Source organism: Mycobacterium sp. DL592 (assembly GCF_011694515.1).
Classification (GTDB): Bacteria; Actinomycetota; Actinomycetes; order Mycobacteriales; family Mycobacteriaceae; genus Mycobacterium.
In genome coordinates, this window is sequence record NZ_CP050192.1 from 987,069 (window position 1) to 1,009,940 (window position 22,872).

At 68.2% G+C, this 22,872-nt stretch carries 23 protein-coding genes; 12 read left to right on the forward strand and 11 right to left on the reverse strand.

Annotated elements, in window-relative coordinates; all coding sequences use genetic code 11:
• The first annotated feature begins 11 nt into the window (after positions 1-11).
• Both HBE64_RS04840 and HBE64_RS04845 read left to right on the forward strand, forming a co-directional pair.
• A complete protein-coding gene (locus tag HBE64_RS04840) occupies positions 12-485 on the forward strand; it encodes an SRPBCC family protein (protein WP_167098413.1) in 474 nt (157 codons plus the stop codon).
• Between the two features lie 5 nt (positions 486-490).
• On the forward strand, positions 491-1,309 hold the full coding sequence (locus HBE64_RS04845) for a class II glutamine amidotransferase (RefSeq protein ID WP_167098416.1): 819 nt from the start codon (positions 491-493) through the stop codon (positions 1,307-1,309).
• 12 nt (positions 1,310-1,321) lie between these two features.
• Here the strand turns inward: HBE64_RS04845 and HBE64_RS04850 are convergent, their stop codons facing one another.
• Positions 1,322-2,497: an acyl-CoA dehydrogenase family protein gene (locus HBE64_RS04850; RefSeq protein WP_167098419.1), complete on the reverse strand. Its 1,176-nt coding sequence runs from the start codon at positions 2,495-2,497 to the stop codon at positions 1,322-1,324.
• Positions 2,498-2,562: 65 nt separating this feature from the next.
• Between HBE64_RS04850 and HBE64_RS04855 the strand changes: the two genes are divergently transcribed.
• Together HBE64_RS04855 and HBE64_RS04860 are read left to right on the forward strand one after the other, a co-directional pair.
• Entirely contained in the window at positions 2,563-3,759 is a 1,197-nt protein-coding gene (locus HBE64_RS04855) for an FAD-binding oxidoreductase (protein ID WP_167098422.1), read from the forward strand.
• A gap of 20 nt (positions 3,760-3,779) precedes the next feature.
• A complete protein-coding gene (locus tag HBE64_RS04860) occupies positions 3,780-4,127 on the forward strand; it encodes a cupin domain-containing protein (RefSeq protein ID WP_167098425.1) in 348 nt (115 codons plus the stop codon).
• A gap of 59 nt (positions 4,128-4,186) precedes the next feature.
• Here the strand turns inward: HBE64_RS04860 and HBE64_RS04865 are convergent, their stop codons facing one another.
• Both HBE64_RS04865 and HBE64_RS04870 read right to left on the reverse strand, forming a co-directional pair.
• Complete coding sequence (locus HBE64_RS04865; RefSeq protein WP_208300567.1) at positions 4,187-6,235, reverse strand: acetate--CoA ligase family protein; 2,049 nt, start codon at positions 6,233-6,235, stop codon at positions 4,187-4,189.
• Positions 6,236-6,243: 8 nt separating this feature from the next.
• Entirely contained in the window at positions 6,244-7,884 is a 1,641-nt protein-coding gene (locus HBE64_RS04870) for an NAD(P)/FAD-dependent oxidoreductase (RefSeq protein ID WP_167098429.1), read from the reverse strand.
• A gap of 111 nt (positions 7,885-7,995) precedes the next feature.
• On the opposite strand from HBE64_RS04870, the gene HBE64_RS04875 reads away from it, so the two are divergent.
• Entirely contained in the window at positions 7,996-8,673 is a 678-nt protein-coding gene (locus HBE64_RS04875; protein WP_167098432.1) for a TetR/AcrR family transcriptional regulator, read from the forward strand.
• A 1-nt stretch (position 8,674) separates the two neighbouring features.
• Here HBE64_RS04875 and HBE64_RS04880 read toward each other — a convergent pair whose 3' ends face one another.
• Together HBE64_RS04880 and HBE64_RS04885 are read right to left on the reverse strand one after the other, a co-directional pair.
• A complete protein-coding gene (locus HBE64_RS04880) occupies positions 8,675-9,832 on the reverse strand; it encodes an ABC transporter ATP-binding protein (protein WP_167098435.1) in 1,158 nt (385 codons plus the stop codon).
• Positions 9,833-9,857: 25 nt separating this feature from the next.
• Positions 9,858-11,234 carry an aspartate aminotransferase family protein gene (locus HBE64_RS04885; RefSeq protein WP_167098438.1) on the reverse strand — a complete coding sequence of 459 codons (1,377 nt, stop codon included), beginning with the start codon at positions 11,232-11,234 and terminating at the stop codon, positions 9,858-9,860.
• Positions 11,235-11,358: 124 nt separating this feature from the next.
• Here HBE64_RS04885 and HBE64_RS04890 point away from each other — a divergent pair, with 124 nt between their 5' ends.
• From HBE64_RS04890 to HBE64_RS04910, 5 genes are read left to right on the forward strand one after another with little or no spacing between them, the layout of a single operon-like run.
• Entirely contained in the window at positions 11,359-12,603 is a 1,245-nt protein-coding gene (locus HBE64_RS04890; RefSeq protein WP_167098441.1) for a spermidine/putrescine ABC transporter substrate-binding protein, read from the forward strand.
• A gap of 5 nt (positions 12,604-12,608) precedes the next feature.
• Positions 12,609-13,511: an ABC transporter permease gene (locus tag HBE64_RS04895; RefSeq protein ID WP_243841499.1), complete on the forward strand. Its 903-nt coding sequence runs from the start codon at positions 12,609-12,611 to the stop codon at positions 13,509-13,511.
• Positions 13,508-14,386 (forward strand): ABC transporter permease, encoded by an 879-nt coding sequence (locus HBE64_RS04900; protein WP_167098444.1) that lies wholly within the window; start codon positions 13,508-13,510, stop codon positions 14,384-14,386. The genes HBE64_RS04895 and HBE64_RS04900 overlap by 4 nt, the downstream gene beginning before the upstream one ends.
• A 50-nt stretch (positions 14,387-14,436) precedes the next feature.
• Complete coding sequence (locus HBE64_RS04905) at positions 14,437-15,591, forward strand: SRPBCC family protein (RefSeq protein WP_167098446.1); 1,155 nt, start codon at positions 14,437-14,439, stop codon at positions 15,589-15,591.
• 25 nt (positions 15,592-15,616) lie between these two features.
• Positions 15,617-16,480 carry a patatin-like phospholipase family protein gene (locus HBE64_RS04910; protein WP_243841500.1) on the forward strand — a complete coding sequence of 288 codons (864 nt, stop codon included), beginning with the start codon at positions 15,617-15,619 and terminating at the stop codon, positions 16,478-16,480.
• Here HBE64_RS04910 and HBE64_RS04915 read toward each other — a convergent pair.
• The 3 genes from HBE64_RS04915 to lpqV all read right to left on the reverse strand — a co-directional run bounded on the left by HBE64_RS04915 (position 16,446) and on the right by lpqV (position 18,161).
• Positions 16,446-17,387: a patatin-like phospholipase family protein gene (locus HBE64_RS04915; protein WP_167098449.1), complete on the reverse strand. Its 942-nt coding sequence runs from the start codon at positions 17,385-17,387 to the stop codon at positions 16,446-16,448. The two genes, HBE64_RS04910 and HBE64_RS04915, sit on opposite strands and share 35 nt — an antisense overlap.
• A 22-nt stretch (positions 17,388-17,409) precedes the next feature.
• A complete protein-coding gene (locus tag HBE64_RS04920) occupies positions 17,410-17,589 on the reverse strand; it encodes a hypothetical protein (protein WP_167098452.1) in 180 nt (59 codons plus the stop codon).
• Between the two features lie 137 nt (positions 17,590-17,726).
• Positions 17,727-18,161 (reverse strand): lipoprotein LpqV, encoded by a 435-nt coding sequence (gene lpqV, locus HBE64_RS04925; protein WP_167098456.1) that lies wholly within the window; start codon positions 18,159-18,161, stop codon positions 17,727-17,729.
• Positions 18,162-18,271: 110 nt separating this feature from the next.
• Between lpqV and HBE64_RS04930 the strand changes: the two genes are divergently transcribed.
• Together HBE64_RS04930 and HBE64_RS04935 are read left to right on the forward strand one after the other, a co-directional pair.
• Positions 18,272-18,832: a cysteine dioxygenase family protein gene (locus HBE64_RS04930; RefSeq protein ID WP_167098459.1), complete on the forward strand. Its 561-nt coding sequence runs from the start codon at positions 18,272-18,274 to the stop codon at positions 18,830-18,832.
• Positions 18,829-19,209, forward strand: coding sequence for a rhodanese-like domain-containing protein (locus HBE64_RS04935; protein ID WP_167098462.1), 381 nt, complete (start codon positions 18,829-18,831; stop codon positions 19,207-19,209). The genes HBE64_RS04930 and HBE64_RS04935 overlap by 4 nt, the downstream gene beginning before the upstream one ends.
• Here HBE64_RS04935 and HBE64_RS04940 read toward each other — a convergent pair.
• The 3 genes from HBE64_RS04940 to HBE64_RS04950 are packed head-to-tail and all read right to left on the reverse strand — an operon-like array spanning position 19,193 to position 22,728.
• Positions 19,193-20,884 (reverse strand): alpha/beta-hydrolase family protein, encoded by a 1,692-nt coding sequence (locus HBE64_RS04940; protein WP_243841501.1) that lies wholly within the window; start codon positions 20,882-20,884, stop codon positions 19,193-19,195. The genes HBE64_RS04935 and HBE64_RS04940 overlap by 17 nt on opposite strands.
• Before the next feature lie 10 nt (positions 20,885-20,894).
• On the reverse strand, positions 20,895-21,680 hold the full coding sequence (locus HBE64_RS04945; protein ID WP_167098465.1) for an enoyl-CoA hydratase: 786 nt from the start codon (positions 21,678-21,680) through the stop codon (positions 20,895-20,897).
• On the reverse strand, positions 21,670-22,728 hold the full coding sequence (locus tag HBE64_RS04950; RefSeq protein ID WP_167098468.1) for an enoyl-CoA hydratase/isomerase family protein: 1,059 nt from the start codon (positions 22,726-22,728) through the stop codon (positions 21,670-21,672). Before HBE64_RS04950 ends, HBE64_RS04945 begins: the two co-directional genes overlap by 11 nt.
• Between the last annotated feature and the right edge of the window lie 144 nt (positions 22,729-22,872).

Consider the following 22,872-nt stretch of genomic DNA (forward strand, 5'->3'; position numbering starts at 1 on the left):
AGCATCGACACATGGCTCATCCCGTCGTCGTCGAACAGTCTCGGGCCATCCCCGTCACGCCGCAGGACGCGTTTGCGAAGACGCTGCCGATCCCGCTGCCCACGCTGTTCGCGCACTGGTACGGGCCGATCCCGCCGATCAAGGCCGTGCACGGTCAGGTCGGTGAGTGGGCCACCGCCGGACAGACCCGCGACGTCACCCTGGTGGGCGGCGGCGGCATGCGCGAGACGCTGACGAACGTCGACCCGCCGAACTCGTTCGGCTACACCCTGGCCGACGTGCGCGGCGCGATGGCGCCGCTGATCGACCACGTCGAGGGGGAGTGGATCTTCACCCCGCACGGCACCGGCACCAAGGTCACCTGGCGCTGGACACTGCACCCGAAGTCGGCGCTGAGCGCGCGGGCGCTGCCGGTGTTCGCGCTGATCTGGCGCGGCTATGCCAAGCAGGCCCTGGAGACGCTGTCGGATCAGCTGCTGAGCTGACCGCGATGTGTCGATTGTTCGGCCTGCACGTCGGTCGCACCGCGGCCACCGCGACGTTCTGGCTGCTCGACGCGCCCGACAACCTGGCCACCCAGAGCCGGCGCAACCCGGACGGCACAGGGCTGGGGGTGTTCGACCCCGACGGCCGCCCCGAGCTCAAGAAGCAGCCGATGGCGGCCTGGCACGATCGTGAATTTGCCTGTGAGGCACACGAAATGACGGGTACCACCTTCCTTGCGCACGTGCGATACGCGACCACCGGCGCCCTCGACGTGCTCAACACCCACCCCTTCCTGCAGGACGGCCGGCTGTTCGCACACAACGGTGTGGTGGGCGGTCTCGACCTACTCGACGAGCGGCTCTCGGTGCTTGGCGCGGCGGACCTGGTCAAGGGTCAGACCGACTCCGAGCGGGTGTTCGCGCTCATCACCGCGGGCATCCGCGCACGTGCGGGAGACGTGGCCGCGGGCGTGACCGACGCGATCGGGTGGGTGGCCGACAACCTGCCGCTGTATGCGGTCAACATCCTGCTGTGCACTGCGATCGACATGTGGGCGCTGCGCTATCCGGACTCCCACGAGCTGTACATGCTCGACCGGCGCGGGCCTGCCGGTGCCTTCGAACTGCGCACCAACCGGATTCGGGCCCGATCCGACCATCTGAGCGCCCGCCCGTCGGTGGTCTTCGCCACTGAACAGATGGACGACAACCCGGGCTGGCGGCTGCTCGACCCGGGTGAGCTGGTGCACGTCGACGCCGACCTGAACATCAGCGGGCAGGTGGTGTTCCCCGATCCGCCGCGCCATCTCCTGCAGCAGGCGTGATCCCGAGGCCCTTCAGTGCGGTTCGAGTATCGCCTGCGGGCCGCGCAGCATCAGCTGGCGGCCGATGATGATGCGCTGAATCTCGCTGGCGCCCTCCCAGATTCGCTCGACCCGCAACTCGCGGAACATCCGCTCGGCGACGTTCTCGCGCATGTAGCCGCGCCCGCCGAAGATCTGCACGGCCCGGTCGGCGACCCGCCCGGCCATCTCCGAGCAGTACAGCTTGGCCATCGACGCCTGCCCGTGCAGGGCTTTGCGATCCAGGCCGGCGTCGATCCCGCGGGCCACCTCGTAGAGCAGGCTGCGGGCGGCGAACAGTTCGGTGGCGCTGTCGGCGAGCATGCCCGCGACCAGCTGATGCTCACCGAGCGGTTTGCCGTCGACGATGCGGTCTTTGGCGAATGCCGTGACCTCGTCGACCAGTCGCTGGGCCGCGCCGACGCAGCGGGAGGCGACCATGATGCGCTCGAACCGGAACCAGTCCTGGGTGAACAGCATGCCCTCGCCCTCGGCGCCGACCACGTGGCTGACCGGAACCCGGACGTCGGTGAACGACACGATCGGGTGCTCGTCGGGAATGTTGTGCGAATAGTGCGGTGTGCGAATCACTTCCACCCCCGGCCAGGGCAGATCGACGACGAGCAGCACATGGTCGCCCTGGTGCGGGCCGTCGGTGAGTACCGCCTGCACGAAGCAGTACTCGGCCAGGTTGAACGACGTCACATGCCACTTGACGCCGTTGATCACGTACTCGTCGCCGTCGCGGCGGGCGGTGGTCTCCAGGGCCGAGACGTCGGACCCGGCGAACTCCTCGGTGATGGCGTAGGCCTCGTGCTTCTCGCCGCGCACCGCCGGATACAGCCAGCGTTCCTTCTGGTAATCGGTGGCGACGTCGGCCCACCACTGCGGCGGGGTGTGCGCCACCCAGGCGATCGCGTTGGTCACCCGGCCGACCTGCTCCTGCACCAAAACCTGTTGCAGGGCAGTGAATCCCGGGCCGCCGACCGAGGTGGGCATGTTGGTGGCATACAGCCCCAGCTCGATGGCGCGGGCGTGGTGCGCGGCGGTGATCTCCTTGGGGAGCTGACCACCCGCGGCCTCGGCTTCGGCCTCGTAGGGGATCAGAGTTTCGACGAAGTCGCGGGCGGTATCCCGGATCCGTAGGTCTTCGGCTGACAACCCGTACATTCGGTCTGCTCTCCGCTCGTTCCACCTATTGACTGAGCGTTCAGTCTATGTCACGGTCTTGAGGTATGACCAGCAGTCAGAGTGCGGACGTCGTGGTGATCGGTGGCGGCACCGTCGGGGCGTGGACGGCGGTCCAGCTCGCCGAACGCGGGGCCGGCCACGTCGTGCTCCTGGAGATGCAGACCCTCGGTGACGGCGCGAGCAGCCGCGCCTCCGGCATGGTGCGGGCGCAGGGCGGTACCGAAACTGCCATCAAGCTGGGGCTGCGCAGCCAGGAGTTCTATGCCGCCAGCGGTGACCGCTTCCCGCTGGACTGCGGATTCGTCCGCCAGGGCTACTTGATGCCGTGCTTCACCGAATCCGAGGTCACCCAGGCCCACGACCGGATCGCCCTGCAGCACCAGCTGGGCCTTGATGTCGAGTGGCTCTCGCCGTCGGACATCGACGCCCGCGACACCGGAATGGCGCCCGGGGTCACCCTGGGCGGCTCGTATGCCCCCGGCGACGGCTACATCAACGCACCGCGCAACGTGCTGGCCTACACCGCGGCGCTGACCGCCCACCAGGTCGACGTCCGGGAACGGACCACCTTCACCGGGCTGCGGGTGTCCGGCGGCCGGGTGGTCGGCGTGGACACCTCGGCCGGGCCGATCGACACCCCGCGCGTGGTCCTGACCGGCGGCCCGCACCTCGGCGAGGTCGGTGTACGCGCGGGCGGGCGCATTCCGGCCGGCGGCACCCGTCACCAGGTGGTCGTCACCGAACCGCTGCGCCAGGCCAACATCGACGAACTGCCGATGGTCTTCGACGTCAGTGAAGGAATCTATTGGCGGCCAGGAGAATTCGGCGGCGTGCTGTGGGGGATGAGCAACCCCGAGGAGCCGGCCGGGGTGGCCCTGGAGTTCGACTGGGCCTACTACGAGAAGGCCAAGGCCCGCATCGAGGAACTGTTCCCGCCGGTGCGCGGGCTCGGTCTGCGCCGCACCTGGGCGGCCACGATCGACTACACCAATGACCATCTGCCGATCGTCGGGCCGCTGTTGACCGACGACGGCCCGGTAGACGGAACCGTGGTGGCCAGCCCGGCCGGCCACGGCATGATGTGGGGCCCGGCGGTGGCCGAGGTGGCCACCGACCTGACCCTGTCCGGCGAATGCACGTGGCTCGACCTCGCCGATTTCGGACTGGACCGCTTCGACGCCGACGGCAACAGCCGCGTGGCGCCCGAACCGATCTCCCTGCCGTTCCCCGAACACGCCTGACAACGAAAGGTTTTCCCATCATGACCGCTGCAGTGCTGACCGCCGTGCTCGCCAATGCCGCTGACGCCGAACTGGAAGACTGGGGCCCGCTCGACGAGGCCACCGGCCACCCGATGGCCACCCACGGCCTGGAGGTCTGGGCCGACGGCGACAAGTCGGGCGGGATCTGGCAGTGCGACCCGGGGCCGTCGCACTGGACACTGGAGACCAACGAGGTCATCTACGTGGTGGCCGGCCGGATGACCGTCACCCCCGACGGCGGTGAGCCCAGCGAGGTCGGCGCCGGTGACCTGGCGGTGTTCCCGCTCGGCTGGACCGGCACCTGGGTGATCCACGAGACGCTGCGTAAGGCCTACGCCATCTTCTGATCGGTTGCGCCGAGACTGAACTCACGCCTGAATCCAAGCGAGAGGCACTGTGCGTGAGTTCAGTCTCGACGGAGCGGCGAGGGGATGACCAGCGCGTCGACGGCCACGGCGCCGCCGGGTGAGGCGATCACCGGGTTGGCCTCCACGGCGTCGATGTGCTCACCCAATTCGATTGCCAGCTGCGAGAATCCGACCACGACATCCGCGAGTGCGTCGAGGTCGACCGATGCCGCGCCGCGCCAGCCGGCCAGCAGCGGCGCCGTGCGCAGTGAGCGCAGCAGAACGGTGGCCGACTCACGGGTGACCGGCGGGCAGGCGACCGCCCGGTCGGCCAGCAGTTCGACCACGGTGCCGCCCGCCGCGACGATCACCAGCGGACCGAAGTTGGCGTCACGGACCACACCGACGGAGATCTCCACCCCGGCCGGTGCCATCGCGTCGACACTGACCGCAGGCCCGAGCGCTTCGGCCATCCGCAGATAGGACGCCTGCAGCGCGGCCGCATCCGGAACGTTCAGGATGACTCCGCCGACATCGCTCTTGTGCGCGGCGCCAAGGGTTTTCAGCGCCACCGGGTAGCCGACGGCGTCGGCGGCGGCCAGCGCACCGGCCAGGTCGGCGGCGGCGCGGGACCGGGACACCGGGATGCCGTAGTCGGCCAGCAGCTCGAACGCGGTCGGTGCGTCCCAGCCCGGCTGCCCCAGGCGGGCGATCCAGCGCTCCTGGCGGTGCGGGTCGACGGCCGCGTCGGCCGGGACCAAGGCGCGCGGCCACGTGGCGAGGTGGCCCAGCGCGGCGATCCCGCTGCGGGCGTTCTCCAGAACGGGTATGCCGTTGGCGCGCAGGCGCTGCGCGGTCTCCGGATCGACCGCAGAGCCGACCGAGGCCAGTACGGCCAGCGGCGCATCGGAGGCCGCGGCGATGTCGATGGCGGCGTCGGCGTAGGCGGTGTCGCCGTCGAACTCGGTGACCAGATCGATGGCCAGCGCGGCGACCGCGACGTTCGCGTCGTCGACCATCGCGCGCAGGCAGCCGCCGAACAGTTCGCGGGTGTCGGCGCCGGTGCCCCAGACGTCGAGCGGGTTGGTGGCCTCCAGCCCCTCGTCGAGCAGCTCGCCGATGGCCGACAGAGTGGGCGGTGTCAGGTCGGCGAACGTCACCCCGAGATCGTGGGCGAGGTCGACGCACAGCGCCCGCTCGGCACCCGAGTCGTGCACGGTCGCAATGCCGCGGGTACCCGCCCGTGGACGCCGCTTGGCCTCGAAAAGCTCGATGGTGTCGTTGAATTCGGCGATGTCGCTGACCTTGATAGCGCCGGTGTCGGCGCAGAACGCCTGCCAGCCCGCGGCGTCGCCGGCCAGTGCCCCGGAGTGGGCGGCGACCATGGCGCGCCCCCGCGGTGAGTGGCCGACCGGCAGGATCACCACCGGGATGTCCCGCTCGGCTGCCTGCCGCAGACCGGCCCGCAGCCGGCCCACCGCCCGCGGTGTCTCCAACAGCAGCGCGATCAACGACGTGCCGGGATCCTCCAGGATGTACTCGACGTAGTCGGCGGTATTGGTCACCAGCTCCTGGCCGGAGGACACCGCCAGCCGGAACCCGAACCCGCGGCGCGAACGCAGGATCGTCGAGAACGCCGACCCGGAGTGGGTGATCAGCGAAACCCCGCCCGCCGCAATCGGATCGGGCTCCAGGTAACCCAGCGCCCGCAGCCCGGTGGCGTTGTTGACGAAGCCCATGCAGCCACCGCCGCACACCGCCATCCCCGCCTCGGCGGCGGTGTCGGTGACTGCCTGGCGCAGGTGCGCACCGTGCGCGGAGCCGAAGATAACCGCCGAGCGCGCACCGACGGCCGCTGCGGCCTTGAGTTCGCCGAGCAGCGCGGAGTCGGGCACGCCGAGCAGCACCAGGTCCACCGGCTCGTCGAGCGCATCCAGCGATGGGGCACAGGGGATTCCGTCGATGCGGTCGTAGCGCGGGTTGACCAGATTCATCCGCGCCGAACTGCGCCGCGCCTCGATGATCATCCGCTCGCCGAAACTGCCGGGCCGGGCGCTGGCACCCACCAGCGCCACCGACCGGGCCTCCAGCATGGCCCGTGCAGGCATGGTCTCGCTCAGGAGGCCCTACCCACCCTCGGGAACCGCCGCTCGGCCTTCTTCTTGTCGGCCAGCGCCGCACGGACCGCCTGCCAGCCCGGAATGCCGCAGACACCACCGCCGGCGTGGGTGGCCGAACTGCCGTTGTAAAGCCCGGCGATCGGGGTGCGGTAGTCGGCGAAGCCGGGGGAGGGACGCATGTGGAACAGCTGCTCCAGCGACAGCTCGCCGTGGAAGATGTTGCCGCCGATCAACCCGTACTCGACCTCCATCTCGTGCGGGCCGACGATGTCGCGGTACATGATCGAGCCCTTGAAGCCGGGGGCCACCTGGTCGTAGAGGTCGATGAGCCGGTCGGTGTAGGCCTCGAGTTCCTCGGTGTGCGGCTCGTTGGCCCACTCGGCGGGTACCCACTGGGTGAACAGCGACATGATATGTGTGCCATCGGGATTCAGGGTCTTGTCCAGCGTGGTCGGGATGACGCCGTCGCTGAACGGTGCCAGCGCCGGGCGGCCCGCGCGGGCGTCCTGGAAGGCGGCCTCGATGTAGTCGATGGTCGGGGCCATCTCTACCGAGCCGGTGTGATGCTCGGCGAGACCACTGCTCGGGTCGGCGGTGAAGTTCGGCAGCTCGGCCAGCGCGAGGTTGATCTTCACCACGCCGCTGCGGGTCTTCCAGTGCTCGATGTCGGAGACGAAGTCCGAGGGCAGCTCGCTGCGCGGGGTCTGGTCCAGGAACGCGGTGCGCGGGTGCAGCGTCGTCACCACCAGCGGGGCCCGCAGTTCCTCGCCGTTCTCCAGCGCCACACCCTCGATGCGGCCGTTGCGCACCAGCATCTTCGAGATCCGGGCATTGGTGCGGATCTCCGCGCCGAAGCTGCGCGCGGAGCGGGCGATGGCCTCCGACACCGCGCCCATGCCGCCCTCGGGATAGCCCCAGCTGCCCAGCTGCCCGTCGCCGACGTCACCGATCGAGTGGTGCGCCATGACGTATGCGGTGCCCGGCTCGCAGGGACCGGCCCAGGTTCCGATCACGCCGTTGACGGCCAGCGCGCCTTTGATTTGGGGTGATTCGAACCAGTCGTCGAGCAGATCGGAGATGCTCATGGTGAGCAGCCGGGTGATGTCGCCGGTCTTGCGGACGGTCAGGCCGCGCTGACTCCAGGCCAGCTTGGCCAGCTCCAGCAGATCCGACGGGCGGCGGGATCCGATGCTCGGTGGCACCTGGGTGAGCAGTGGGCCCATCACGTCGGCGATGCCCTCGAGCCAGGCGTTCCACTTCGGCCACGCGTCGGCGTCCTTTTTGGACCACTTGGCTATCTGCTCGTAGGTGCGCGCCGGGTCGTCCTCGTAGATGGTCAGCGAGCCGCCCTCGGGAAACGCCTGGTAGTAGGGGCCCATCGGATGCACCTTGTAGCCGTGCCGCTCCAGGGACAGGTCATTGACGATCGTGGGCGGCATCAGGCTCATGACGTAGGACAGCCGGGTCACCCGCAGGTGCGGCGCGTCCTCCCACGGTGCCTCCGTGGTCGCCGCGCCGCCGAGGGAGCTGCGGGCCTCCAGGACGACGGTCTTGGCGCCTGACCGTGCGAGGTAGGCGGCCGAAACCAGCCCGTTGTGTCCGCCGCCGATGACGATGGCGTCGTAGGAGTTCGACATGGCGCCCCACTTTCGTTCGCCCGATGGGCATCTTTGACTGACTGTTCAATCTAACCAAGTGTTAGGCTTTGGACAAGTGCCAATGCCGGTACTGCCGATGGGAGTTTACGAATGGCCGAACCTGCGCCCGCCACTGAGAACAACGAGGGCCGCCGCATCCAGATGCTGCGTGCCGCAGCGGAGCTCATCTGTGAACGCGGGTTCGCCGAAACCCGGATCTCCGACGTGGCCAAGCGTGCCGGCGTGAGCTCGGCTCTGGTCATCTACTACTTCGGCACCCGCGACCGGCTGCTCGTCGACGCGCTGCGCTATTCGGAGGAGTCGTTCTACGAAGCCGCTGAACGGATGCTGGCCGAGATCCCCTCACTGCGCGAACGGCTTTCGCTGCTGACCCAGTGGACTTGCGTCCCTGGGCCTGATGTCGCCGGCCCGGCGGCTCCGGGCGCGCACAAGGAGATCCCCGGCGCCTGGGGACTGTGGTTCGACCTGTGGGCCCAGGCGTTCCGGCACGACGAAGTCAAGGCCGGCCGCGTCGAGCTCGACGCGCGCTGGCGCCGCATGATCGTCGAGGCCGTCGAGTCCGCCGAACTGGGGTCGGATGTCGACCCGCGGATGTTCGCCCTGGAATTCTCGGCTCTGCTCGACGGGCTGTCGATCCAGGTGGCCCTCGAAGACCCGGAAGTCGACTCGAACGTGGCCTACGACATCGCGATGCGCTTCGCCGAGCGTGAACTGAACCTGCCCGCCGAGACCAAGCGTCCGGTGGCAGCGGGTAAGCGCCGCCGCTGAGTCACACGCTCAGCGAATCCACCGGACTGGCCACCAACTCCGCGGCCGGGTCGACCACCAGGGTGGCCGTGCTGCGGGTGAGCACCCGCACGGCATCCGACGTGCACACGCAGCTGACCGCCATGCCCGGCGCATAGCCGACCGACTGCGGCCCGAACTGGTTTGGCACGTCGACGATCAACGCTGTTGGTGCTCCGACGTTGACGTGTACCTGGGTGGTCGCGCCGTGGTACACGACCTGGGCCACCGTGCCGTTGACGGCGTTGTGCCCGGCAGGCACCAGATCGCCCGGATCGGCCAGGGTGATCCGCTCGGGCCGGATGACGATCGCGGCCGGGCCCGGCGTGCAGGCGCTGTCGACGGCCGCGCCGAGACGGGTACCAAGCGCCGAACAGACAGCTGAACCGTTGCCGCATTCCACCACGTCGGCATCGAAAATGTTTGCCGCACCGAGGAATCCGGCCACATACGTGGTCGCCGGGGCGGAGTAGATCTGCTGTGGCGGACCGACCTGCTCGACCCGGCCCTCGGCGAGCACAGCGATCTGGTCGCTCATCGTCAGCGCCTCGTCCTGGTCATGGGTGACGTAGACGAAGGTGATCTCGACCTCGCGCTGCACCGAGCGCAGCTCGAGCTGAAGTTGCCTGCGCAGCTTGGCATCCAGCGCGCCCAGCGGCTCGTCGAGTAGCAGCACCCGCGGGGCCAGCACAAGCGCCCGGGCCAGCGCGACACGCTGCTGCTGGCCGCCGGAGAGCTGAGTGGGCCTGCGTTTGGCGAACTCGTTCATCCGGACCATCTCGAGTGCCTCGCCGACCCGGCGGCGCGTCTCGTCCTTGGACACCTTCTGGTAGCGCAGCCCGAACGCGACGTTCTCGGCCACCGTCATGAACGGGAACAGTGCGTAGGTCTGGAACACGGTGTTGACCGGCCGCTTGTGCGGGGGATCGGCGACCACGTCACGGCCGTCGAGTTCGATGCGGCCGGAGTCGGGCTTCTCGAAGCCGGCGATCATCCGCAGCGTGGTGGTCTTGCCGCAGCCGGATGCGCCGAGCAGGGAATAGAACTGGCCGGCCGGGATGTCCAGGTCGATGCCGGTGACGGCGGGAACGCCGTCGAATGCCTTGGCCAGCTGGTGCAGCCGGATCGCGCCGCCGGTCACCGGCGGCCGTCCCGACAGCAGCCGCTCAGCCCGCCACCGCCCTGGCCAGCCGGGCGAAGTTCGCGGCGAAGCGGTCGACATCGGCCTCGTCGTGCTGGACGGACAGCAACCATTGCTCCACCTTGCCCCAGGGCGGCAGGAACACACCGCCGTTGTGTTGCATGAGCCAGTGCAGATGGCCCAGGCGGTCGTCGATCGTGAGGAAGTCCCGGAACTCGCGCACCGGTTCACTCTTGAACGTCACACAGCCCTTGGCCCCGACGCTGACCACGTGCCAACCGTAACCGTATTCGGTGATCGTCGCGTCCAAAGCGTCGCGCAACCGCGCCGCCAGGCGATCCATCCGCCGGTAGGCGTCAGCGGTCAGCACCTCGGACAGGGTGGCTCTGGTGGCGGCCATCGCCAGCGGGTTGCCGTTGAACGTGCCGACCTGCTCGTAGCGTCCGTCGGCGATCGCCGACATCACCTGCGCGGTGCCGCCGATCGCGGCCACCGAGATGCCGCCGCCCAAAGCCTTTGCCAGACAGACCAAATCGGGTACCACACCGGAGATGGCGGTGACGCCGCCCGGGCCGGTGGTGAAGCCGGTCTTGACCTCGTCGTAGATCAGCAGTGCGCCGTGGCTGTGCAGCAGATCGCGGATCGCGGCCAGATACCCGTCGGCGGGCGGAATGATGCCGGCGTTCATCATCACCGGCTCCACGATCATCGCGGCGACCTGGCCGGGATGTTCGGCGAGCGCGCGGGCCACTGCCGCGGGGTCGTTGAACGGCACGACGACCACCAGGTCGCGAATGGCGGCCGGGATACCGCTGTTACCCGGGACCCCGATCGGGTGGTCGCGCGGCCCGACCTCGTCGGCCTCGGGCAGCACCGAGACCTCCACCGAGTCGTGGTGGCCGTGATAGCAGCCCTCGACCTTGATGATCAGGTCGCGGCCGGTGACCGACCGGGCCAGGTGGACGGCGTCCATGGTGGCCTCGGTGCCGGAGTTCGCGAAGCGCCACAGCGGCAGGTCGAAGCGGCGGGCCAGCTCGCCGGCGATCCAGATGGCGTCTTCGGTGGGCTGGGCGAAGTGGGTGCCGCGACGGACCTGCCTGCTGACCGCCTCGACGATGGCCGGATGCGCGTGGCCGGCGATGGACGCCCCGTAGCCGCCGTGCATGTCGACGTACTCGGTGCCGTCGACGTCGTAGACCTTGGACCCCGCGCCGTGGCTCATCCAGACTGCCTGCGGCTGGGCGATCTGCCAGTTGGACGTGGCGCCGCCGGCGAGGTGTTCGCGTGCGAGAGCGATCATTTCGGTGCTGCGCGGCTGGCGCGCCAGGAACACCCTCTCCTCGTCGGCGATCAGTTGGTCGACCGCGTCTGCAACCGGGCTCTCGATAATCGACGAAGCCACGGGAAAACCTCCGCTCGAATGCTGTGCGGACCTGCGTAAAAGCACCGCGCCAGCTATTGACTGAGCGTTCAGTCTATGTCAGAGTCCAATGAGCTACAAGCCCGAAAAACTCACGGAGGTGCGGATGCCTGTCCCCAATCGACCCGGTCCGAACCGCCGCCAGTTCCTGACCCGGGCTGCGCTGCTGGCCGCCGGAACTCCAGCGCTGGTGGCATTCCTCGATGCGTGTTCCAAAGGCGCACAAACCAGTTCGGCACCCAGCCTGACCATCGCCTCACCCAGCAGTCCGGTCAAGTGGGACATCGCCGACGACAACAAACCCATCGCAGACGGACTCTCGCCGGAGAAGGGCGCGACGCTGCAGCTCTACAGCTACGCCGACTACATCGCTCCGGATGCGATCAAGTCCTTCGAGGAGAAGTACGCGACGAAGATCCAGGTGTCGACCTTTAACGACACCGACGAGGCGATCACCAAGATCCGCGGCGGCAACGTCGACTACGACATCTACTTCCCGAGCTACGACCAGATCAGCCGGCTGGTCAAGGGCAACCTCGTGCGCTCGCTGAACCACAGCTACATCCCGAACATCAAGAATGTCTGGCCGTTCTTCTCCAACCCCTGGTACGACCAGGAATGGCGTTACACGGTGCCCTACACCGTCTACACCACCGGCATCGGCTGGCGTAACGACCAGGTGCCCGCCGACATCGGCGCGCTGAAGAATCCCTATGAGGCACTGTGGGATCCGGCCTACAAGAACAAGACCGCCGTCATCGACGACTGGCACACCGCCATGGCCATGGTGCTGTTGAAGCTGGGCATCACCGACATCAACACCTCCTCGGCCGACGATCTGAAGAAACTCGGCGATGAGCTGACAGCGCTGGTGAAGGCGACGTCGCCGAAGGTGACCGTGACGATGTACAGCGACCTGCCCGCCGGGCAGATCGGACTGTCGCAGATGTGGTCGGGCGACATCATCAACGCGATCAACTACCTGCCCCAGGACGTCAAGCCCGACATCTTGCGGTACTGGTTCCCCGCCGACGGCAAGGGCATGGTCGACAACGACCTGATCGTGCTGCTGCGCGGCGGTAAGAACCCGGTGCTGGCCCACCTGTTCCTCAACCACATGCTCGAGACCGAGGTCGCCAAGCAGAACTTCCAGCAGATCGGCTACCAGCCCCCGCAGGTCTCGCTGAACCCGGATTCGCTTGTGGCCGACGGCCTGGTGCCGGAGAACCTCAAGAGCGCGATCGTTCGCCCGGAGTACTTCGACGTCGGCTATCGGTTGCTCGAACTCGATCCCGCCAACGATGCTGCCTGGCACAATGTCTGGCGTAGCTTCAAAGCCGGAGGATCCTGATCACGGTGGTCCAGCGCACGCGCAACAGCGTGTTGTGGCCTGCGTTGGCCATGCCGGGCATCGCCTGGCTGCTGCTGTTCTTCCTGGCGCCGCTCTACGTCGTCCTGGCGATCGTCTTCGGCCAGGTAGACCCCATCTTCCGCACGCCCATACCGGTGTGGAACCCGTTGGACTGGAACCCTTCTCAGTTCAATTACGTGTTGACCCACATCGTCGGCGAGAACGGTGTGTTCGGCCCCGCACTGCTGCGCACCGGGGTGTACGTCCTGCTGGCCAGCGTGCTGTGCCTGGCGATCGCGTTCCCGGTGGCCTACTACGTGGCGCGGCTGTCCGGGCGGTGGGCGGGCATCCTGCTGGCCGCTCTGATCGCGCCGTTCTGGATCAGCTACATGATGCGAATGTTGGCCTGGGTCAACCTGCTTCAGGATGACGGCCTGGTCAACAAGGTGCTGAGCCTGGGTGGAGTGTTTCACGTCCACACGCATTGGCTGACCGGTCAACCGGCAGTGGTGGTGTTGGGCTTGGTGTACGGATACATCCCCTACATGATCCTGCCGCTGTATGCGGGCCTGGACCGTCTGCCGCAGGCGACGCTGGAGGCCGCGCGCGACCTGGGCGCCAACCGCGTCGCGTCGTTCTGGCGGGTGACGCTGCCGATGTGCAGGCCCACCATCGTGGCCGCGGTCCTGCTGACCTGCCTGCCGATGCTCGGCGACTACTTCACCTCCGACATGCTGTCGGCGTCGCCGAAGACCGCGATGGTGGGCAACCTGATCAATGACAGCGTGCAGTCGCCCGGGCAGACCGGGCAGGCCGGGGCCTTCGTCATGCTGGTGCTCATCGTGACGGTGCTGCCGATGTTCTACTACGTGCGGGTCACCGCGCGGGCCGACGAGGTGTCCACATGAGGGGTCCCATCGCATGGTGGAAGGATCCCTGGCGGCCGCCGCGGATTCTGATCGCGGTCACCCTCGGTTATCTGCTGTGGTCACTGCTGCCGGTGCTGATCGCGGTGATGTTCTCGTTCAACGACGGCAAGTCGCGCACCAACTGGCAGGGCTTCTCGTTCCGCTGGTACTGGGGTGACCCCACCCGATCGGTGTGGCATGACGCCTCGCTGCACACCGCGCTGCTGCAGACCCTGAAACTGGGCGTGCTCACCACGGTGATCACCGTTCCACTCGGCGTGATGCTCGCCATCGGCATCGACCGTTGGCGCGGCAGGCTGCCCGCGGGCGCCAACCTGCTGATGCTGGTGTCCTTCGTGCTTCCCGAGGTCTTGCTGGCCGTCGCCCTGCTGTTCGTGATCACCTCACTGGCCCTGCCCATCGGGTTGGGCACCTCGGCTCAGGTGATTGGATTGGTGACCTTCCAGATCGCCTACCCAGCTGTGTTGGTGCGAGCCCGGCTGGCCACCATCGGCAACCAATATGAGGAAGCGGCAATGGATTTGGGCGCCTCGCCGCTGGAGGCGCTGCGGCGCGTCACCCTGCCCATGCTGATGCCTGCCATCTTCGCCAGCACGGTTCTGGTGTTCGCCGACGTCATCGACGACTTCGTGTTGGTGCGTTACCTGTCCGGGAACTCCTCGACCGAACCGGTGTCGGTGAAGATCTACAACACCGCGCGTGCCGCGCCGACGCCGGCGCTCAACGCGCTGGCCACCATGCTGCTGGCGGCGGCGCTGATCGCGGTCACCGTCGGATATCTGCTGTACCGGAGGATGACTCGCGGGGATGCGACCACCGGCAAGGGGATCGCGGCCTTCGCCGGCGAGGCCTGAGTCTTCGTCCATCTCTGGACCGGGACCGCCCGACCGACTAGTCTGACTGTATGTTCAAACAACAGCCCGCTCCGGTTCCCGCCGACGATCTGGCCGCCGCACTCGCCCCCTTCGGGCAGTCGCGGATGCTGCCGCGCGAGGCCTACGTCGACCCCCAGGTCTTCGAATGGGAGAAGGAGAACATCTTCTCCGGCTGGCACTGCGTCGGCCACGCCAGCGACCTCGACGGCGTCGGCGCCCAGAAGGCTGTCGGCTCGGGCAAGAACAGCATCCTGCTGGTCCGCGGCGACGACGGCCAGGTGCGGGCCTTCGCCAACGTGTGCCGCCACCGAGGCCACGAGATGCTGGCGTGCGGGGCCACCGCCAAACGCCGCGGCATCGTATGCCCCTACCACTCGTGGTCCTACAAACTCAACGGCGAACTGCGCAATGCCCCCGGCTTCGACGACGCCGACGGATTCCAGTTCGAGACAAGCCAATTAGGGCTCACCGAACTGCGGCTGGTGAACTGGCACGGCTACCTGTTCGTCGACCCCAGCGGCGCGGACGTCGACTTCGGCCAGCACGTCGCGGGCCTGGAAGACATCATCGGCCCATACCGGCCCGAGGACCTGACCGTGGTGGACCGGCACTCCTACGTGCTGGACACCAACTGGAAGGTCATCGTCGAGAACTACCAGGAGTGCTACCACTGCCAGACCATCCACCCCGAGCTGTCCCGGATCTCCCCGCCGACCAGCGGTGAGAACATCGACCTGCCCGGTGACTGGATGGGCGGCTGGATGTCGATCATCGATGGTGCACAGACGATGTCGCTGTCCGGTGCGAGCGGCGGGGTGGCGATCAAGGGCCTCTCCGAACAGGAACTGCGCACCGTCATGTACCTGGTGGGCTTCCCCAACCTGCTTGTCAGCCTGCACCCCGACTACGTGATGACCCACATCATGACGCCGCTGGGCGTCGACCGCACCCACGTCGAATGCGCGTGGGCGTTCCCCCGGGAGGCGCTCGAGGCACCCGATTTCGACCCGTCCTACGCGGTGGACTTCTGGGACCTGACCAACCGCCAGGACTGGGGTGCCTGCGAATCGGTGCAACGCGGACTCAGCTCCCCGCACTCCCGGCCGGGCCCGCTGGCCCCCGACGAAGACGGCGTCTACCAGTTCGTCACCCGGGTTGCGCGGGCCTACACCGGCAGCCGCTGAGCCCGGCCTGGCACACTGCCAGGCTGTGACGAAAAGAGCCTTGATCCTGGCCGGCGGCGGCCTGGCCGGCATCGCCTGGGAGACCGGCGTGCTGCGCGGCATCGCCGACGAATCGCCTGCCACCGCCCGCGCACTGCTGGCCTCCGACGTCCTCGTCGGCACCTCGGCTGGGTCAACCGTGGCCGCCCAGATCAGCAGCCCCATGCCGCTCGACGAGCTCTACGAACGCCAAATCGCAGCCACATCAAGCGAATTGGATCCCGGTGTCGACATCGACACCATCGCCGAGCTGTTCCTGGGCGCGATGGCCGGACCCGGTGAGCTGACCGAGAAGCTGCGACGCATCGGCGCCGTCGCAGCCGGCGCCACCACCGTCGCCGAACCCGTCCGGCGCCGGGTCATCGAAGCGCGCCTGCCCAGCCACGACTGGCCCGACGCCGACCTACGCATCACCGCCATCGACATCGCCACCGGCGAGCTGGTGGTGTTCGACTCCGCCTCGGGGGTGTCGCTGGTGGACGCGGTCGCCGCAAGCTGTGCGGTGCCTGCGACCTGGCCGCCGGTCACCATCGGCGGGCGGCGCTACATGGACGGCGGGGTCAGTAGCTCGGTGCACACCGGGGTGGCCGCCGACTGCGATACCGCGGTGCTGCTGGTCCCGGCGGCGGAATTCGCGCCCTCGCCGTTCAGCGACGGCACCGCCGCCGAGATCGCCGCGTTCGGGGCCCGCAGTTTCACCGTGTACGCCGACGAGGCCTCGCTGGCCGCGTTCGGGCCCAACCCCCTGGACCCGGTCTGCCGGGTCCCCTCGGCGCGCGCCGGTCGCGAGCAAGGCCGGCGGGTGGCTGAGGCCGTCAGTGACTTTGTTGGTCCAGCGCCCGCGCGGTGAGCTCACGGCCGAGGTCGATGATCTCGGCGGCGCGGTGGAAATCCAGGCTTCGGCACGCGGTGCGGGGCACGTCGATCAGCAGGTCGGGCGGGTAGGCCGCCAGCTGGTGCCGGGCCAGCGCGGACTGCGCGATGTCGATGGTGCGGTTCATCACGGAGAAGCTGCCCAGCTTGGGCAGGTCGGCTTCCGGTGCGACAGGCTCCTCGTCCCCGGTGTCCTCGCTACTGCCGAACCGGTTGCGCACCGACTTCGCCGGTGCGGTGTCCAGCAGCGACGACGTGCTGCGCAACAGTTTGTTGAGCCACTCGGTGGTGCGGGTCTCCGGACTGGCGCTCTGGTCGGCGGGCGCGTCGGACTGGCCGCCGTTGAGGCTGACCGCGATGGTCAGGTCGGCGTTGACGGCGGCGATCGGCGCCATCGGCACCGGATCGAGGATGCCGCCGTCGGCCAGCAGCCGGCCGTCGAGCACATGCGGCGCGATGAGGCCGGGGATGGCGATCGACGCCCGAATCGCGGCGTCGACCGGGCCGCGCTGCAGCCAGACCGACTTACCGGTGATCAAATCGGTCGCCACCGCCGTGTACGGGATCGGCAGGCTCTCGATGGTCGCCTCGCCGAGGATGTCGCGCACTGCGTCGAGGATCTTCTCCGCCCGCAACACGCCGGCGGCGGTGATGGACGGGTCGAGCAGGCGCAGAACCGCCCGCTGGGTCAAAGTCTTTGCCCAGTCGGCGAATTCGTCGAGCGAGCCGGCGGCATGCAATCCGCCGACCAGGGCGCCCATCGACGAACCTGCGACCCCGACGACGTCGTAGCCGCGGTCCCGCAGTTCGTCGATGACGCCGATGTGCGCGTAACCCCGCGCACCCCCGCTGCCCAGCGCCAGCGCAACCCGTCCAGTCGCCATCACCCCATTCTGCTCGCCGGTATCAGTCGCGCTGGATCGCGTCGACTGTTCCGTTGTCGCCGCCCACGGTGTAGCCCAGCGAGTCGACGGTGGTGCTGTGCTGGTGGTCGGCGCTCGGTGCGGCGACCGCCGGCGCGGCCAGTCCGATCAGGGCAGCGCTCAGGGCGCTACCGACCAGTGCCGTCAATCCGAATCTCGTCATCTTTCGTGCCTCCTTTACGGAGGTGAAAACCACCAGGTCAGACTATTAATTCCAGTGGCAGTAAGTGATCGCCCGTTGGCAGCAATCAGGTGTTCGGGACGACTTTTGCTACCCGTGATTAGAACCGGGTGTGACCGTCAACACCCGCCGTCCGCAGCGGCCCGCACCGCGATGATCACCGCGGCCTGCTGTGCGGTGGACAACTGGGCCCAGGTGCTGTTGAACGTCTGCGGGCTCGGCTCGGTGCTGGCCTGCAGTTCCTTGAGCTTCGTCTCCACCAGCGTGGTGGGATCACCGCCGTGGGCTTCCATCCAGCTCTTGGTGGACATGCAGGCCTGCGCGTACTGCTCCTCGGTGGATTCGGCGGGCACGTCGATGCGGGTGGTCACCCCGTTCGATGACACCCCGATGGGCTCGGCCGGTGTGCTCTGCTCCTCGGCCGGGCTCGCGGGCGCCGGAGCCTTGGAGGTGGCATTGCCGCCGCCCCCCGACGAACACGCCATCAGGGCGGTGTTGAGGACCACCACGACCGTAGCGGCAGCAGTCAGTGAACGACATCGGTCGCGGCGCATGATGCCAATCTATGCAACACTGTCTGCCATGACGGAGCGTGCCGGTTCTCGGGAGTGTTGTCGGGTCTAGCCCGGCCCCGATCCGTCCCTGCAATCCGGAGTTTCTCCCCATGTCGTTGTCGAGCTCAGCTCGTGCCGTCACCAACTTCCCGCCCGTGCTTCCCGCAGTATCCGCGCCGACCCGGCTGCGGCTGCCCGACCTTCTGCACACCACCGACCTGTTCGCCGACGGCGTGCTGCGCGGCGAGTACGACACGCTGATGCCCGCGGGCGGCCCGCCGTCCGACGGGCGCTGGTACACCCGGCTGCACGCCGACGACGAACTCGACGTCTGGCTGATCAGCTGGGTGCCCGGTCACACCACCGAACTGCACGACCACGGCGGGTCCCTCGGCGCACTCACCGTGCTATCGGGTGCCCTGCACGAATACCGTTGGGACGGCCAAGATCTGCGCCGGCGCCGCCTCGACGCCGGCGACCAGGCGGCCTTCCCGCTGGGCTGGGTGCACGACGTGGTGGGGGCACCGGCCCTGGCCGACCCGGATTCGGCGACGCTGAGCGTGCACGCCTACTCGCCGCCGCTGACCGCGATGTCGTATTACGAAGTGACAGAGCGCAATACGCTTCGGCGGACCCGCACCGAACTGACCGACGGTCCAGAAGGCTCGTGAGCCGAATCGACGATGCGCTGACCGCCGCCAGGGCACGGCTGCGCCGGCTTGAGGCCGACGAGGTTCCCGCTGCGCTGAGCCGGGGCGCGATCCTTGTCGACATCCGGCCCGCGGCCCAGCGCGCTGCCGAAGGCGAGGTGCCCGGCGCGCTGGTGATCGAACGCAATGTGCTGGAGTGGCGCTGCGACCCGACCAGCGACGCGCGGCTGCCCCAAGCGGTCGACGACGACGTCGAATGGGTGGTGCTGTGCTCGCAGGGCTACACCTCGAGCCTGGCCGCGGCGGCCCTGCAGGATCTCGGACTGCACCGCGCCACCGACGTCGTCGGCGGGTTCGAGGCGCTGGCCGAAGTAGGGCTGGCTACTCCGGCGCGTTGACGATCCCGCGCAACCTTTCGGTCTTCTCCGGCGTCCACCCCGGCGGCTGCGTGATCGCCGCCCAGGCGTTGACCACGTCGCGCACGTAGCGGTGGCCGTGACCGTCGGGCACGTCGATGGCGACGGCCATGTCCGCCGACACCTGCAGGAAGGTGACGATCGGAATCCAGTTCATGTCGGGGGAGACGTCGTAGCCGCGCGGCTCGCGCAGCCAATCCGGTTCGGCGAACAGCAGATCCGGATTCCACCACGTGATGGGGTCCGAGGCGTGCTGCAGGTAGACGATCCGCGGGTTGCCCCAGGGCTTGTCCGGACGGCCGAGGTTGTCCGGGCGCGCGGCGAATCGGATGTTGGCGCCGTCGTCGAAGGTCGGCAGCCACATCGGTGTGCCCGCGTCGCGGTTCCTGGTGACGTCCTCCCACATGGTGTTGTTGAACGTCGGGCCGCTGAACAGAGCGCCGTTGGTGCGGGCGATGATGTTGTTGGGGCTCAGGAACGGCGCCTCACCGCCGAAGGAGCCCAGGCTCTCACCGAACACCACGATCTTGGGCCGCTGCGCCTCCGGGATGGCCCGCAGTCGTTCGTCGACCGCCTCGAACAATGCCTGGCCGGCCTGGCGGGCGTTCTCCTTGTCCACCAGGAAGGACAGCCAGCTCGGTAGGAACGAGTACTGCATCGACACGATCGCGGTGTCGCCGTTGAACATGTACTCCAGTGCCGAGGCCTCGGCCTCGTTGATCCAGCCCGTCCCGGTGGTCGTCGCGACCGCGATCACCTTGCGTTTGAAGCCACCCGCACGCTCGAGTTCACGGGCGGCGAGGTCGGCGGCGGCCCGGATGTCAGGTGCGGAGTTCTTGCCCGCGTAGGCCCGGATCGGTTCGACGGCCGGGGCGGCGTTGAACGTGGTCAGTTGCTCCACCGAGGGGCCGCCCGCGACGAAGATTCGGCCCTGATTGCCCAGCGTGTTCCAGGCGACCAGCGACCCGGGACCACCGGAGCGCAGCGGGGTGGTCGGCGCCGGGTTGCCCGGGCCCATCTCGTCGTTGACCGCGGCGAATGTCTTGTTGAGGAAGGCCATCCCGCCTTTGACCACCACGCCGTTGAGCAGCGAGATCGACAGACTGAGCAGCAGGGCGACCACGACGATGAATGAAACACGCGGCGGGGCAAAGCGATTGAGCCGGCCGACCAGAAACCGGATCAGTTTGCCGATCAGCTGGCCCAGCTCGACGAACGCGAACAGGACGATCACCGAGATGATCGCGGCCTGCGGGTAGTTGAACCACTTCAGCCGCGGCACGCCCATCAGATCGCGAACCTCGTCCTGCCACAGGTGGAACGAGAAGATGGAGAACGCCAGCCCGATCACCGCCGCGATCAGCAGGATCGGCCAGGCCCAGCGGGGTGCACGCGGGCTGTCGGGGCGCGAGAGCATGAAGCGCACCAGCCAGACGCCGAAGACGCCCAGCCCGTAACCGATGGCGCCGGCCGCACCGCTGACCAGTCCCTGGAACAGCGGCCCGCGGGGCAGCAGCGACGGTGTCAGCGACAGCCAGAGGAACACCATGCCGACTGCGGTCCCGGTGAAGGTGTAGCGGCGCTGCCACCAATCCGGTTTCGGTTCTGCTGCGGTGGGCGGGGCAGGTTCGGCGGTCTTGACCTCGGCTTCGCTCACCTACAGCACTTTATCGGTGCGTGAAGTTGGCAGGGCGCTTCTCGGTGAAGGCGGCCATGCCCTCGGTCTGGTCGTCGGTGGCGAACGCCGAGTGGAACAGCCGCCGTTCGTAAAGCAGCCCCTCGGTGAGCGTGGACTCGAAGGCGCGGTTGACGGCCTCCTTGGCCATCCGGGCGGCCGACCGCGACATCTGCGAGATCGTCGTCGCCACGGCCTTGGCCTCGGTGAGCAGGTCGGCGGCCGGAACCACCCGGGAGACCAGGCCGCTGCGTTCGGCCTCGGCCGCGTCGATGGTGCGGCCGGTCAGGATGAGGTCCATCGCCTTGGCCTTGCCGATCGCGCGGGTCAGCCGCTGCGAGCCGCCCATACCGGGCAGCACGCCGAGCTTGATCTCGGGCTGGCCGAACTTCGCGGTGTCGGCGGCGATCAGGACGTCGCACATCATGGCCAGCTCGCAGCCACCGCCCAGCGCGTAGCCGGCGACCGCGGCGATGGTCGGGGTACGCACCGCGGCCAGCTTGGACCAGGCGGCGAAGAAGTCGGCGTCGAACACCTCGGAGAACGACAGCGTCGCCATCTCCTTGATGTCGGCGCCGGCGGCGAAGGCCTTCTCGTTGCCGGTGAGGATGATCGCCCCGATACCCTGGTCGGCGTCGAATTCGGCTGCGGCCGTTGTCACTTCGAGCATGACCTGGGTGTTGAGCGCGTTGAGCGCCTTCGGGCGGTTCAGTGTGATGGTGCCGACGCGATCGTCGCGGTCCACCAGGATGGTCTCAAAGCTCGATTTAGGGCTCAATTTGTCCTCTCTCGAAGGTCAGGTCGGGGTCGGCCGGGGCGAAGTAGCCCTGCACATCCTCCTCGGTCACCGCGGCCAGCGACGAGGGGGACCACTTCGGGTTGCGATCCTTGTCGATGATCTGGGCCCGGATGCCCTCGACGAGGTCGTGGGACCGGCTCGACGCGCACGACACCCGGTACTCCTGGACCAGGACGTCCTCCAGCGTCGGCAGGTGTGCGGCGCGCCGGATGGCCTCCAAGGCGACCGATGCGGCGATGGGGGAGCGGCCGGCGATCAGCTCGGCCGCTTCGTGGGCGGCGGGGTCGGCGTGGCCGCGCAGCGCGGCGAGAATCTCGGTGAGGGTGGGGGCCGCGTAGCACTCGTCGATCCACTCCTGTTGCGCCAGAAGCTGACTCGGGGGCGGCTCGGTGGCGAAGGCCTCGACGGCGGCCTCCACTCCGTCACCGGCCACGGCGGCGGTGAAGGCCTCGAGCTTGTCATGCGTGACGTAGTGGTCGGCGAAGCCGATCGCGATGGCGTCGGAGCCGGTGAAGGGTGCGCCGCTGAGGGCGGCATGCAGGCCCAGCAGGCCAGGCGCCCGCGACAAGATGTAGGTGCCGCCGACGTCGGGGATCAGGCCGATACCCACCTCGGGCATCGCGATCTTGGACCGGTCGGTGACCACGCGGACGTTGCCGTGAGCCGAGATCCCGACGCCGCCGCCCATCACGATGCCGTCCATGATCGCGACGTACGGCTTGGGGTAGCTGCCGATCTTGGCGTTGAGCCGGTACTCGTCCCACCAGAACTGCCGCACGTCGGCGCCGCCGGCCTTGGCGCTCTCATAGACCGCGACCACGTCGCCGCCCGCGCACAGCCCCCGCTCGCCGGCGCCGTCGAGCACCACGGCGGTGATTGCCGGATCGTCCGCCCAGTCGGTGAGCACTTGGTCGAGCACGCTCACCATGTGGTGGGTCAGCGAGTTGATGGCCTTGGGCCGATTGAGCGTCACGCGGCCGACACGGCCGTCGACCCTGGTGAGGATTTCGTCGGAGTCAGCCGTCACGGCAGCGCGGTCCTTGTTCGTCGAAAGGTTGGATGTCCTAGTTTTACCACCCGGCTCAGCCAGATCCAGATCGAGACCCCACCACAGTCGTCCCACCGGTAAGGTCGGGCTTTGTACGGTCGGGAATCACCGGGAAGTTTGTGA

What these genes read in the sequence shown, in the direction of transcription:
- HBE64_RS04900 (WP_167098444.1), top strand. Translation starts at nt 13,508, where the DNA reads ATGAGGGGTCCCATCGCATGGTGGAAGGATCCCTGGCGGCCGCCGCGG.
- HBE64_RS04905 (WP_167098446.1), top strand. Translation starts at nt 14,437, where the DNA reads ATGTTCAAACAACAGCCCGCTCCGGTTCCCGCCGACGATCTGGCCGCC.
- HBE64_RS04860 (WP_167098425.1), top strand. Translation starts at nt 3,780, where the DNA reads ATGACCGCTGCAGTGCTGACCGCCGTGCTCGCCAATGCCGCTGACGCC.
- HBE64_RS04855 (WP_167098422.1), top strand. Translation starts at nt 2,563, where the DNA reads ATGACCAGCAGTCAGAGTGCGGACGTCGTGGTGATCGGTGGCGGCACC.
- HBE64_RS04890 (WP_167098441.1), top strand. Translation starts at nt 11,359, where the DNA reads ATGCCTGTCCCCAATCGACCCGGTCCGAACCGCCGCCAGTTCCTGACC.
- lpqV (WP_167098456.1), bottom strand. Translation starts at nt 18,161, where the DNA reads ATGCGCCGCGACCGATGTCGTTCACTGACTGCTGCCGCTACGGTCGTG.
- HBE64_RS04870 (WP_167098429.1), bottom strand. Translation starts at nt 7,884, where the DNA reads ATGTCGAACTCCTACGACGCCATCGTCATCGGCGGCGGACACAACGGG.
- HBE64_RS04920 (WP_167098452.1), bottom strand. Translation starts at nt 17,589, where the DNA reads ATGACGAGATTCGGATTGACGGCACTGGTCGGTAGCGCCCTGAGCGCT.
- HBE64_RS04840 (WP_167098413.1), top strand. Translation starts at nt 12, where the DNA reads ATGGCTCATCCCGTCGTCGTCGAACAGTCTCGGGCCATCCCCGTCACG.
- HBE64_RS04875 (WP_167098432.1), top strand. Translation starts at nt 7,996, where the DNA reads ATGGCCGAACCTGCGCCCGCCACTGAGAACAACGAGGGCCGCCGCATC.
- HBE64_RS04850 (WP_167098419.1), bottom strand. Translation starts at nt 2,497, where the DNA reads ATGTACGGGTTGTCAGCCGAAGACCTACGGATCCGGGATACCGCCCGC.
- HBE64_RS04865 (WP_208300567.1), bottom strand. Translation starts at nt 6,235, where the DNA reads ATGCCTGCACGGGCCATGCTGGAGGCCCGGTCGGTGGCGCTGGTGGGT.
- HBE64_RS04845 (WP_167098416.1), top strand. Translation starts at nt 491, where the DNA reads ATGTGTCGATTGTTCGGCCTGCACGTCGGTCGCACCGCGGCCACCGCG.
- HBE64_RS04930 (WP_167098459.1), top strand. Translation starts at nt 18,272, where the DNA reads ATGTCGTTGTCGAGCTCAGCTCGTGCCGTCACCAACTTCCCGCCCGTG.
- HBE64_RS04915 (WP_167098449.1), bottom strand. Translation starts at nt 17,387, where the DNA reads ATGGCGACTGGACGGGTTGCGCTGGCGCTGGGCAGCGGGGGTGCGCGG.